8 protein-coding genes are annotated in these 13,027 nt (G+C 63.9%); 7 read left to right on the top strand and 1 reads right to left on the bottom strand.

Annotation, left to right across the window (positions count from 1 at the left end; all coding sequences use genetic code 11):
• Positions 1-102 precede the first annotated feature (102 nt).
• The 4 genes from NKK47_RS12285 (at position 103) to NKK47_RS12270 (ending at position 7,231) form a co-directional block, all read left to right on the top strand.
• Positions 103-3,960, top strand: coding sequence for a peptidoglycan-binding protein (locus NKK47_RS12285; protein WP_352576963.1), 3,858 nt, complete (start codon positions 103-105; stop codon positions 3,958-3,960).
• Positions 3,961-4,151: 191 nt separating this feature from the next.
• On the top strand, positions 4,152-5,075 hold the full coding sequence (locus NKK47_RS12280) for a sulfite exporter TauE/SafE family protein (RefSeq protein WP_023676949.1): 924 nt from the start codon (positions 4,152-4,154) through the stop codon (positions 5,073-5,075).
• Positions 5,075-5,866: a TIGR02186 family protein gene (locus tag NKK47_RS12275; RefSeq protein ID WP_352576961.1), complete on the top strand. Its 792-nt coding sequence runs from the start codon at positions 5,075-5,077 to the stop codon at positions 5,864-5,866. Before NKK47_RS12280 ends, NKK47_RS12275 begins: the two co-directional genes overlap by 1 nt.
• Before the next feature lie 108 nt (positions 5,867-5,974).
• Positions 5,975-7,231, top strand: coding sequence for an Hsp70 family protein (locus NKK47_RS12270; RefSeq protein WP_352576959.1), 1,257 nt, complete (start codon positions 5,975-5,977; stop codon positions 7,229-7,231).
• Positions 7,232-7,236: 5 nt separating this feature from the next.
• Here NKK47_RS12270 and NKK47_RS12265 read toward each other — a convergent pair whose 3' ends face one another.
• Positions 7,237-8,139 carry a LysR substrate-binding domain-containing protein gene (locus NKK47_RS12265; protein WP_352576957.1) on the bottom strand — a complete coding sequence of 301 codons (903 nt, stop codon included), beginning with the start codon at positions 8,137-8,139 and terminating at the stop codon, positions 7,237-7,239.
• Positions 8,140-8,418: 279 nt separating this feature from the next.
• Between NKK47_RS12265 and NKK47_RS12260 the strand changes: the two genes are divergently transcribed.
• From NKK47_RS12260 to NKK47_RS12250, 3 genes are read left to right on the top strand one after another with little or no spacing between them, the layout of a single operon-like run.
• On the top strand, positions 8,419-11,349 hold the full coding sequence (locus NKK47_RS12260) for a molybdopterin oxidoreductase family protein (RefSeq protein ID WP_352576955.1): 2,931 nt from the start codon (positions 8,419-8,421) through the stop codon (positions 11,347-11,349).
• Positions 11,346-12,080 (top strand): 4Fe-4S dicluster domain-containing protein, encoded by a 735-nt coding sequence (locus NKK47_RS12255; protein WP_352455137.1) that lies wholly within the window; start codon positions 11,346-11,348, stop codon positions 12,078-12,080. The genes NKK47_RS12260 and NKK47_RS12255 overlap by 4 nt, the downstream gene beginning before the upstream one ends.
• 11 nt (positions 12,081-12,091) lie before the next feature.
• Positions 12,092-13,027, top strand: coding sequence for a dimethyl sulfoxide reductase anchor subunit family protein (locus NKK47_RS12250; protein ID WP_352570352.1), 936 nt, complete (start codon positions 12,092-12,094; stop codon positions 13,025-13,027).

The raw sequence follows: 13,027 nt of genomic DNA, 5'->3' as shown, positions 1-13,027 counted from the left end.
CGGGAAGCTCGTCTTCCACTGCAACAAGCCAAGCAGTCGCCTTCGTCCCGGCAGGACTTTGGGAACCTGGTGAAAGCCAGCAATTCTGAAACGGGCGCATTGATGAACAGCAAGCGGTCCTACCTCGATACACTCAACGCCGGCAGGCAACGCCGGCCGCACACGACGCTTGAAGAGCTCAACCGCTCCCTGGAAACTCTGGAGCAGCGGCTGGAGCGGACGCGCGAGGAGACGGCAAGCCACCCCGATCCGCGCCGACCAGCGGCAGAACCACGCTATCCCAGCGCCCAACCCTATGGCCAGCAGCGCCGGTATGAGGATCCACGCGCGCAGCGGCCGAAAGGTCCAGCAGCGGCTTTCGACCAGAATTACCAGGCGATCGCCCGCGATATCGACCGGGTGCGCGGCCAGGAGGACAGCGTCGCCCTAGCCGGCAAGATCGCCGGGGAATTGCGCGGCCTGCGCGAAGACTTGCGCCAGCAGATGACCTCCGGCCTGCAACGCGAGTTCGAGGTACTGCGCAAGAATATTGGGCGAGCCTTCCAGTCAAATGGCGGCGGCAAAGGCAGCGCCGAACTCAGCGTCGAATTCGAGCGGCTTTCCGGCGCCATCCAGACACTGGCCGAAAAAAGCGACGACAGAAGCGTCAATATGCTGCGGCTCGAGCTTGAGCAGGTCAAAGCCGCGCTCGATACGCTGGCCCGCGAGGAGAGCGTGCAGGCGGTCGGACGCCGCTGGGACGATTTCGACCGCCGCTGGAACGCTTTCGAGGATCGCGTCGAGGCCGATCAGCGCAAGCGTTCCGATGCACCCGGCCTGTCGGCGCTGACGGAGCGGCTCGAACAGATCAGCAATGCCGTCAGCAGTCTGCCGGAATCGCTGTCGCTGCGCTCGCTCGAGGAAAAGGTCCGCACGCTTGCCGGAGCGGTCGACCATTTCGCCCGCCAGCAGGACAATCGCGGCGGCGACACATTCAGTCAGATCGACGAGCGGCTCGACGAGATTTCCCGCGCGATCGTCGCCTCGACGGTTGCCGCGCAAGCCAATTCGTTCGACCCCGAGCCCTTCGAACGCATCGAGAAGCGGATCGATTCACTGGCCCAGCAAATCGAAGAAGTGTCGCAGGATCGTCCGGGTCGGGAGGTCATTGACCGTCTCAACACATTGTCGAGCCGCGTGGATGAACTGGCCGGCCGAGCCAATCTGCCGGAACAGGCGATGGAGCGCCTTGCCAGGCAAGTCGCGCTTATTGCCGACAAGATCGACCACGCACCTGCCATGCCCGACGCCGACTACATCTTCCAGGGGCTCGAGCAGCGCTTCGACGTGCTGTCCAGCATGATGGAACGTCGCCAGGGCGACGCAATCGAACAAGGCAACATGCTGTTTCGCGACCTTGAGCGCCGGTTGGACGAGGTCGCCGACAGGCTGGACCGGCGCATGCCGCAGGTCGATAGCGCCGGCATTATGGATGCCATCGACGCCCGCTTCACCGCGCTGGCCAAGCGGATTGAGACGCGCGTTCCAGATCCCGCCAACGAGGCGGCGATCCGTGGCCTGGAGAACCGGCTCGAAGACATCTCAAGCCGGCTGGATTCGTCCGCGGCACAGGTCGCCAGCATCGACCCGGCGTTGATCCGCAGCCTTGAAGCGCAGGTCGCCGGCCTGACGGCGCATCTTTCCAAGCCCGGCACGCCGCTGCCGGAATTCGACGACATCAGCCCGCGTCTCAACGAAATCGAGAAGTCGCTGGCCGGAACCCGCGATTCCGTCCTCGGCGCGGCGCGCGAGGCGGCTGAGAGCGCCGTCCGCTCACTGGCCGGATCAAGCGCCAACACGGCGGCCGTTACCGGCCTCGCCCAGGACCTGAAGACGCTCGAGGCACTGACGCGCCGTTCGGACGAGCGCAATTCGAGAACGTTCGAGGCTATCCACGACACGCTGCTCAAGATCGTTGACAGGCTTGGTTCATTGGAGACGGGCGAACCGGCAAGCGCGGAGTTGAGCAAGCGTTTCGGCCGGCCATCCAAGATCTCGGTGCAGGACGCACCGTCGATGGACCTCGACCAGCCGCTGCCGTTGACGGGCAGCATGGCCGATCTCGACGGCCGCGCCGCGGCGCTCGTGCGCGACGAGCCAGGTCCGCGTACGCCAGCCGAGGCCGCCGCCGCAGCAGCCCTGGCGGCTCTCGGTTCAGACACGACGCGTGAAAAAACCGAGCAAGGCGGCGGCAGGAAATCGATGTTAGGCGGGCTGGCGCGCGCCTTGAAGGGCAAGAAGGACGCCGAGATGCCGCCGCTTGCAGGCTCGGCGCAGAGCGCCGAGATACCGAGCGTCGATCTCGACGAGCCCCTCGACCCCAAGCTCGCCAACCGGCCACTGGAACCCGGCTCCGGCGCACCCGACCTCAGCGCCATCATGAAGCGCGTGCGCGACGAGCGCGGGCAGCCGACCCGGGAAGGCGGCGCTGAGGCGGCGAAATCGGACTTCATCGCGGCAGCCAGACGGGCTGCGCAAGCGGCGGCCGCCGAGGCGGACGCCCTCAAGCGCCAGTCGACGATGAAAGGCCCGGTCAAGGCACTCAGGATCGGCGACCTGCTCAAGGCGCGGCGCAAGCCGATCCTGATGGGGGCAATCGCCATCATGCTGGCGCTTGCCGGCCTGCAACTGGGCAAAGCCTTCTTCTCCGACCCGGTCGAAGTCACCAACAATGAGGCGGCACCGGCCGTGGCCGTACAGCCGGTGGAAACCGCTTTGGCCAGCGTTGCCAGCGAGCCGAAGGCGGACGCGCAGACGACAACACAGGAGAGCGCGTCGCCCACCGTCAGGCACGCAGAGCCATCCGCATCGATGACCAAGGACGACACGGCGGCGCAAACCGGCCCCGCTACACCGGCAGCCGAGACATCGACGGCGCCCTCGGCTTCCGCGGCGCCCGCTGACCTGGCGGCGCAAGACACCGCGGCCGCGGTGCCCGCGCCGGCAGCGGCGACGGCCAGCGACGCCGAGCCAATGGCTGCCGCGCCTGCTATAGCCACCGCTGCGATGCAGGACACGACCGGCACGGTGCCGCCGGCGGATGCTGCCGCGGCAGGCGTTGCCAAGATCGACGTTCCGGCCGATGCCGGTCCGGCCGCCCTGCGCGATGCAGCGGCCGGCGGCGACGCCAAGGCGCTGTTCGAGATCGGCTCGCGCTACGCCGAGTCTCGCGGCGTCAAAGAAGACATGGCGGCGGCGGCCAAATGGTATGAGAAAGCTGCCGAACTCGGTTTCGCACCGGCAGAATACCGCATCGGCAATTTCTACGAGAAGGGCATCGGCGTCGCACGCGACATCAAGAAAGCGAAAACCTGGTACCAGCTTGCCGCAGCGCAGGGCAATGCCAGCGCGATGCACAATCTTGCCGTGCTGTTTGCGATGGCGGCGGATGGCGTGACCGACAATGAATCGGCAGCGCGCTGGTTCCAGGCGGCGGCGGATCTCGGTGTCAAGGATAGCCAGTTCAATCTCGGCATCCTCGCGGCGAAGGGCGTCGGCATGAAGCAGAACCTCGAGGAGAGCTACAAATGGTTCGCACTCGTCGCCAAGACCGGCGACAAGGATGCGGCGGCCAAGCGCGACGAGATCGCCAAGGCGCTGAGGCCCGAGCAGCTGGAGCGTGCGCGGGCCGCGGCTGAACTGTGGAAGACCAAGCCGCTCGATCCAGCCGCCAATTCGGCCGACGTTCCTGAATCGTGGCAGGACGGCACACCGCAGACGACCGCCGGCATCGACATGAAGAAAGCGGTCCAGAACATCCAGCGCATTCTCAACAAGAACGGCTACGAGGCCGGCAATCCCGACGGCATGATGGGCCAGAAAACCAAGAACGCGATCATGGCCTTCCAGGCCGACAACGATATGAAGGCAACCGGCGCGATCGACGAAAAGCTGGTCAAGGCGCTGCTTGCGCGTAAATAACGGCGGATGCGTCGTTTCCGCGACGCCCTTGCCACAGATTTGCCTGTTAACTGATTGAGTTGTTTTTTGTTTCGGCGGTGCGGCGAAGTTTGACTTCACGGCCCGGCCGGCGCAAGAACGAGATAGCCTTCTGACGCAAAATGCCCGCAACGGTTGCATTCGCCAGGAGGCAAACTGATCGAGACTGACGGGTGGGCATCTATCTCCCGATCGCGGAAATTTCCGTCAACATCTTCGTGCTGCTGGCCATGGGTGCGGCGGTGGGTTTCCTGTCGGGCATGTTCGGCGTGGGCGGCGGCTTTCTCATTACGCCGCTGCTGATCTTCTACAACATACCGCCGGCAATTGCGGTCGCCACCGGCGCCAACCAGGTCATCGCTTCCTCCTTCTCCGGCGCCCTGTCGCACATGAAGCGCGGCACGCTCGACTTCAAGCTCGGCGGCGTGCTTTTAGCCGGCGGCATCGTCGGCTCGACCGGTGGCATCTATGTCTTTGCGCTCCTGCGCCGGCTCGGCCAGCTCGACCTGTTCATCTCGCTGCTCTACGTCGTGCTGCTCGGCACCGTCGGCGGACTGATGCTGGTCGAGAGCGTCAATGCGCTGCGCGCCACTCGCAGCGGCGCCGCACCGGTGTTGAAGAAATCCGGCCAGCATAATTGGATCCACCGCCTGCCGCTGAAGATGCGGTTCAGGGCCTCGAAGCTCTTCGTCAGCGTCATTCCGGTGCTTGGGCTGGGCGCGGCGATTGGCTTCCTGTCCTCGATCATGGGCGTCGGCGGCGGCTTCATCATGGTGCCGGCCCTGATCTACCTTTTGAAAGTGCCGACCAACGTCGTCATAGGCACCTCGCTGTTCCAGATCATCTTCACCTCGGCTTACACCACGCTGGTCCACGCCACCACCAACCAGACGGTCGACGTCATGCTCGCCTTCCTGTTGATGGCAGGCGGCGTCGCCGGCGCGCAATATGGCGCCAAGGCTGGTCAGAGGCTGCGGGGCGAGCAACTCAGGGCGCTGCTGGCGCTGCTCGTGCTGGCGGTAGCCATCCGGCTTGCCATCGATCTTTTCGTCACGCCGCCCAATCTCTATTCTCTGTCCGGCGTGGGCCTGAGCTGATGGCCGGCCTAAGGACGCTCGCGGCCGCCGCCTTGCTGTCGCTGCTGGCTGCTGCGCCACCGGCGAAGGCGCAGGTGCCACTAACCGAAAACATCCAGATCGGCCTTTCCACCGACAATGTCTCGATTACCGCCGGCTTTTCCGGCGCCGACCTGACCATTTTCGGCTCACTGGAAAATGCCGATCCGCTTGTCGCACGGCAAGGGCGCTACGACGTGATCGTCGTGCTGGAAGGCCCGGCTCGGCCGGTCGTCGTGCGCCGCAAGGACCGGGTGCTCGGCGTCTGGGTCAATCTGGAGTCGGAGACCTTCAAAAACGTACCTGTCTCCTATTCGGTGGCGACGACGCGGCCGCTGCAGGACGTCACCGATCCGAACAGCTACAAGCAGCTGTCGCTTGGCGCCTCCAACCTCTATTTGCAGCCGGCCGACGCGGAGGACAGCCCGGCGACAATCGAGGAGTTCACCGCCGCGCTGCGCGAACGCAAGGCGGCGACCGGCCTCTACAGCGAGAATGTCGGCGGTGTGCAGTTCCTGTCGCAGAACCTGTTCCGCGCCACCGTCAGGCTCGCCCCAAACGTTCCGGTCGGCACCCATAAGGCCCGCGCCTTCCTGTTCAAGAGCGGCCTGTTCATCAAGGAAAGCTCCGCCCAGCTCGAAATCCGCAAGTCCGGTTTCGAACAGTCGATCTTCCGCGTCGCGCACGACTATTCCTTCCTCTACGGTGTCTTTGCCGTATCGCTGGCCATGCTGACCGGCTGGCTCGGAAGACTGGTGTTCAGGAAAGACTGAACTCTCGTAAAAGTGGTTTCCCTTTCCGAGGGTATGGGTTAGACCGCGACCCCCGGCCCGGCCGGACACGAGCTGCTGCTCCCCAAATCAGAAATACAGGAACGCACGATGCGACCAGCATTCGCCGGGATCGACTTCGGCACTTCGAATTCCACCGTAAGCGTGGTCAGGAACGGGCAGCCGCGGCTGGTGGCGTTGGAAGACGGCCAGGTCACGCTGCCCAGTGCGGTATTCTTCAATTTCGAGGACAACCGCACCTATTTCGGGCGACGCGCCCTTGCCAACTATACGGACAGTATCGAAGGCCGCCTGATGCGCTCGTTGAAGAGTGTGCTCGGCAGCTCGCTCGCCCACGAAAAGACGCGCATCAAGGCGCGCTCGATCGGCTTCATGGAGATTGTCGGCCTGTTCGTCGGCCATCTGAAAAAGAAGCTGGAAGAAGAAGCCCATGACGCGGTCGACAGCGTCGTGCTGGGACGGCCCGTGCAGTTCGTCGACGACGATGCCGAGGCCGACGCCAAGGCCGAGCACGAACTCGAAAATGCCGCTCGTGCCCACGGCTTCAAGCACATCGCCTTCCAGTTCGAACCGATTGCCGCGGCACTCGACTACGAACAAAAGGTGACGCGCGAGGAACTGGCGCTGATCGTCGACATGGGCGGCGGCACGTCCGACTTCTCAATCGTGCGGGTTTCGCCCGAGCGCGCCCGCTCGCTTGACCGCAAGGACGACATCCTGGCCAGCCGCGGCATCCACATCGGCGGTACCGACTTCGACCGGCTGTTGAGCATCGCCCATGTGATGCCGCAGCTCGGCCATCTCTCACCGACCAAGGATGGCAAGCGTAATCTGCCGGCGAGCTACTTCATCGACCTGGCGACGTGGCAGCGCATCAACCTGGTCTATACCGCAAGGGCGATGACGCATCTGCGCCAGATCCGCTATGAGGCGGAGCGCGCAGACCTGGTCGACCGCTTCATCCACATTGTCGAGCATCGTTACGGCCACGCGCTGGCGGCGCTGGTCGAAAAGGCCAAGATCGAGCTGACGGACCGATCGTCGGCCGATGTCGAGGTCGCGCTGCCGGAGGTGAGGTTCACGGCAGAAATCACGCGCAAGGGTCTCGAAGCCACCATAGCCAGGGACATTGAGCGTGTTGCGGCTACGGTCGAGCAGACCATCCGCGACGCACAGGTGAAGGCCTCGGATATCACCGCGGTGTTCTTGACCGGCGGATCGACCGCGATCCCGCTGGCCAGGCAGCAGATCCTGGCGCTGGTGCCGCAGGCGTCGGTAATCGAAGGCGATGTGTTCGGCTCGGTCGGGCTTGGGCTGGCGCTCGATGCGCAGCGGAAGTTCGGCTGATCGGCTTAAAGCGGCGCGGATCTGTCAGCTTTGCCGCCAAGATGCGCCTTGAGCGCCATCTGGGCCAGGCTTGGCTGCCGGTCGCGATGCGTGATCATGGCAAATTCGCGCTTCGGCAGATCGACCGGCACAGAACGCAGGCTGCCTTCGGCGACCGCGCGCGCGACGACGAGTTCCGAGATGATGCTGGCGCCGGCGCCGGCCTCGACCGCCTGGCGAATAGCCTCATTGCTCGGCAATACCAGGAATATCTGCAGGTCCGCGAACGAAATCCCGTCGCGTCGGGCAAGGTCCTCCAGCGCCTCGCGCGTGCCCGACCCGCCTTCGCGAATGATCCAGCGAAGCCCACCAAGGTCGGGATGTCCAGGCGAAACTTCCGCGATCTCAGGGTGCGAGCGCGCCACGACCAGCATCATGCGATCGATATCGACCTTGGCACGCCGCAAAATGTCGGATTCGGTGCGCCCCTCGACCAGGCCAAAATCGGCTGCGCCATCAAGTACATAGGTCTCGACCTGCCTGGTGTTGCCAATGCTCACGCTCAGCCTGACGGCAGGATAGGCTTCGTGGAAAGAGGCGAGCCGGCGCGGCAGCCAATAGCTGGCGATGGTCTGGCTGGCAGCGATCGAGAGACTGCCTGATATTGTTTGCGAGACATTCTCCAGCACATTGTGGGCGGCCGCAGCCCGCTCGAGGACCGCCTTGGCCTCGGGCAAGAATCGGCGTCCGGTTTCGGCAAGCTCGATGCTGCGGCCGACGCGGTTGAACAACTGGACGCCATGCTGCTGTTCGAGCGAGCGGATCGCGGCGGATGCGGCCGACTGTGAGATGCCCAGCAACTCGGCCGCTTTGGTCATGTGCGCCCGTTCGGCGACGGCGACGAAGATCCGCAACTGGTCCAGGGTCATTCCGACACTAAGAAGCAAATCCGATTGGAATTACAAGAGCAAGTTGTTAGACGGATCGGTTGCTTTGTTCTAAATTTTGGCCCGAAATTGGAAAAAAGTCGCGCCAGAGCAGTCGAGGGTAGAATTGGTGGGGCGGTTCAAATCGGTGTTTGCGCACTGGACCCGCAGCCTGCGGCGGCGGCTCTTGGGTGAACGCTATCGGCCGGAAGAGCATTACATGCGCGGCCCCGGCCCGAAGACGAGAGCCAAGTTCGCGGAGCGCAAGAGCATCACCGGATCATGACCAACAACCTGCTGCGCGGAGCCAATTCGGCACCATCACAACGGCCGCTTGCCGATACGCGCGCCCCCGCTGAAGGCGACGGCGTCGATACTTCGCCTGATGTCTCCGACAGCATCGCCAAGACCACCTGCTATATGTGCGCCTGCCGCTGCGGCATCGACGTCCATATCAAGGACGGCAAGGTCCGCTACATCAACGGCAACAAGGATCACCCGGTCAACCGCGGTGTGCTGTGCGGCAAGGGCAGCGCCGGCATCATGCAGCATTACAGCCCGGCCCGGCTGAAGAAGCCGCTACTGCGCACCGGCCCGCGCGGCTCGGGTGAGTTCCGCGAAATCGAGTGGGAGGAAGCCTTGTCGATCGCGACAGAACGGCTTTCGAACATCCGCCGAACCGATCCGAAGAAACTTGCCTTCTTCACCGGGCGCGACCAGTCGCAATCGCTGACCGGCTGGTGGGCGAGCCAGTTCGGCACGCCGAATTTTGCCGCCCATGGCGGCTTCTGCTCGGTCAATATGGCGGCCGGCGGCCTCTACACGATTGGCGGTTCGTTCTGGGAGTTCGGCGAGCCCGACTGGGACAACACCAAATATTTCATGCTGTTCGGGGTTGCCGAAGACCATGATTCCAATCCGATCAAGATCGGCCTCGGCAAGCTCAAGGCGCGCGGCGCCAAGGTGGTTTCAATCAATCCCTGCCGCACCGGCTATAATGCAATTGCCGACGACTGGATCGGCATCCGGCCCGGCACCGACGGCCTGTTCGTATTCGCCCTCATCCATGAATTGCTGAAGGCAGGCCGCATCGATCTCGAGTACCTCTTGCGCTACACCAATGCCCACATCCTGGTCGTTCAGGAGCCTGGAGCTGTCGATGACGGGCTGTTCATGCGCAATGGCGACGGCAATCCGCTGGCTTGGGACAGGGTGGCGAAGATGCCTGTCGACGCCGGCGATACCGACGCAAAGCCCGCACTGACCGGCAGCGTTCTCGTCGACGGCCGCCGATGCGTGCCGGTCTTCCAACTCGTCGCCGACCGCTATCTGGACGAGTGCTATTCGCCCGACGCCGTCGCTGACCGGTGCGGCATCTCCGCCGACACCATCCGACGCATTGCTGCAGAACTCGCTCATGTCGCCTTCGAACAGCAAATCGAACTGCGGGTGGCCTGGACGGACTGGGCCGGCCGCCGGCACGAGACCATCAAGGGTCGGCCGGTGTCGATGCATGCGATGCGCGGCATCTCGGCCCATTCGAACGGATTTCACACTTGCCGCGCCATTCATCTGCTTCAGGTGCTTCTCGGCACGGTGGACGTGCCGGGCGGCTTCCGCTTCAAACCGCCTTATCCGCGGTCCGCGCCGCCGGGTCCAAAGCCCGCCGGCAAGAATGTGAAGCCGATGACACCACTCGAAGGCATGCCGCTCGGCTTCGTCTGCGGGCCGGAAGACCTGCTGATCGACGGAGGCGGCAAACCGATCCGTATCGACAAGGCCTACTCCTGGGATGCGCCGCTGGCCGCACACGGACTCATGCACACGGTCATTCGTAACGCCTGGGCCGGCGATCCCTACACGATCGACACGCTGTTCATGTACATGTCCAACATGGCCTGGAACTCGTCGATGAACACCGTCGAGACGATGGCGATGCTGACCGACGCGGACATATCGGGCGAATACAAGATCCCGTTCATCATCTATTCCGACGCTTATTATTCCGAGACCGTGCCTTTTGCCGATCTGGTGCTGCCGGACACGACCTATCTCGAGCGTCATGACTGTATCAGTCTGCTCGACCGGCCGATCAGCCACGCCGACGGGCCGGGCGACGCCATCCGCCATCCCGTCGTCGAGCCGGACCGCGACGTCAGGCCGTTCCAGACGGTGCTGATCGAACTCGGCGCGCGGCTCAGCCTGCCCGGCTTCGTTGACGACGACGGCTCCGCCAAATACCGCGACTATGCCGACTACATCGTCAATCACGAGCGCACGCCAGGTGTCGGTCCGCTCGCCGGCTGGCGCGGCGAGGACGGGACCTCGGTCGGCAAGGGCGACGTCAATCCCGACCAGTTGCAGCGCTACATCGACAATGGCGGCTTCTGGCACCAGGACTTCGCCGCCGATCAGCGCTACTACAAGATGGCCAACCGCTCCTATCTCGACTTCGCCGAGAACATGGGCTTCATCCCGAAAGCCGAGCCGATCGTGTTCCAACTCTATTCGGAGCCGATGCAGCGCTTCCGCCTTGCGGCGCGCGGCCATGGCCGGGTGCTGCCGCCGGAGGCGGAGCGCAGCCGCATCGAGACCTATATGGATCCGCTGCCATTCTGGCATGCGCCCTTCGAAGAGGCTGCGGTCGACAGCCAAGCCTATCCGCTGCACGCGCTGACGCAGCGGCCGATGCACATGTACCATTCCTGGGGCGGGCAGAATGCCTGGCTAAGGCAGATCACCAGCCAGAACCGGCTGTTCGTGCACGATCGGACCGCCGCCAGCCTCGGGCTTGTCGATGACGACTGGGTGTGGATCGAGAGCATCAACGGCAAGGTCAAAGGACAGATCAAGCTGGTCGACGGCGTCAACGCCAATACGGTGTGGACGTGGAATGCGATCGGCAAGCGTCGCGGCAGCTGGGGGCTGAAGGATGATGCGGCCGAATCCAATCGCGGCTTTCTACTCAACCACATCATCGGCGACCAGACCTCTGCCGATGCGAATGGCAAACACTATTCGAATTCCGATCCTGTCACCGGCCAGGCGGCATGGTTCGACCTGCGCGTGCGCATCGTCAAATGCGCAGACGAGGAAGCAGGCTTCACCGAACCGCAGTTCGAGCGGTTCCGACAGCCCCCGCATTTTGAGCCCCCGCCCGATAAGCTTAGTTTCGGCGCCGAATTCCGTCGGGAAAGAGAAGCTGCCAAATGACTTGCCTTCCCACCCATACCGACAAGAAGCTCGGCCTTGTCATCGATCTCGACACCTGCGTCGGCTGCCAGGCCTGCGTTACCGCCTGCAAAGAATGGAACACCGGCGGCCATATGGCGCCGCTAACCGACATCGACCCCTATGGCGGCAATGTCGACGGCGTCTGGTTCAACCGCGTGCACAGTTATGAGCACATGACCGAGATGGGTGGGCGCACGGTCAATTTCCCACGCTCCTGCCTGCACTGCGAGACGCCGGCGTGCGTCACGGTCTGCCCGACCGGCGCCTCCTACAAGCGGGCGTCGGATGGCATCGTGCTGGTCGACGAGGACAAATGCATCGGCTGCAAACTGTGCAGCTGGGCCTGTCCCTACGGAGCGCGCGAATTCGACACCAATGTCGGCGTGATGAAGAAATGCACGTTGTGCGTCGACCGCATCTACAACGACAATCTGGCGGAAGAAGATCGCGTGCCGGCCTGCGTCGCTGCTTGCCCGACCAGCGCGCGGCATTTTGGCGATCTGGGCGATCCGGCATCCGCTATCTCGCAACTGGTGGCCGAGCGCGGCGGTGTCGATCTGATGCCGGAAATGGGCTATAAGCCGACCAACAAATATCTGCCGCCACGTGCCCACACCACCCGCGCCGCATCGGTGCCGGCGCCAGCGCTTGAAGCGGTGCGGGCCGAAGGCGGCTTCCTCGGCTGGGTCGACCGCATGCTTTCGAACTGACCCGTGCCTTCATGCATCCAGCCTTCTCCGTCGTCTTTTTCACCACGGCCACGGGCGCCGGTTACGGCCTGCTCGCGCTGCTTGGCGTGCTCGCCGGACAGGGCTTTATCCCGCCCGATTTCTGGCTTGGCCTCACCGGCATGGGGCTGGCGCTTAGCCTGATCTCGACAGGCCTGCTGTCGTCGGCCGGCCATCTCAGCCGGCCCGAACGCGCCTGGCGTGCCTTCTCGCAATGGCGTAGCTCATGGCTGTCGCGCGAAGGTGTTGCCTCGGTCGCCACCTTCGTGCCGGCGGGGTTGTTCGGTATTGGCTGGGTGGTCCTCGGCCGTACGAGCGGCTGGGCGGCTGTCGCCGGGCTGCTCGCTGCCATCGGCGCGGTCGCAACCGTCTGCACCACCGGCATGATCTACGCGTCGTTGAAGCCGATTGCCCAGTGGCACAGCCGCTTCACCCTGCCCGCCTACCTGGTCTTTTCGGCGATGACCGGCAGCGTACTGCTCAACGCCCTGCTGCAGGGATTTGCCGCAGGCTCGAATATGCCTCTGGCGGGTGCCCTGTTGCTGACCGCGCTCGGCTGGGGTTTGAAGCTGGCGACCTGGCGATACAATGACAGGCTGGAGATCCCGACCAATGCCAACACCGCAACCGGGCTTTCCGGCGGCACGGTGCGGTCGCTGGAATGGCCGCATACCGAGGAAAACTATCTGCTCAAGGAGATGGGTTTTCGCATTGCGCGCAAGCACAGCGCTAAACTCCGCCAGATCACGCAGGTGCTGGCCTTTGCTTTGCCCGCGTTGCTGCTGGTCGCGGCGTTCGCCTTGCCGTGGCCCTATGCGGCAGCACTGTCGATACTCGCCGCAATCGCCCAACTCGCCGGAATGCTGGTCGAGCGCTGGCTGTTCTTCGCCGAGGCCAAGCACACAGTCACTTTGTACTACGGCAGGTAG

It is taken from the genome of Mesorhizobium sp. M0019 (genome assembly GCF_040323975.1).
GTDB lineage: Bacteria > Pseudomonadota > Alphaproteobacteria > Rhizobiales > Rhizobiaceae > Mesorhizobium.
Note: the sequence above shows the minus strand (reverse complement) of the source record. Positions and strands in the feature narration are given on the sequence as shown.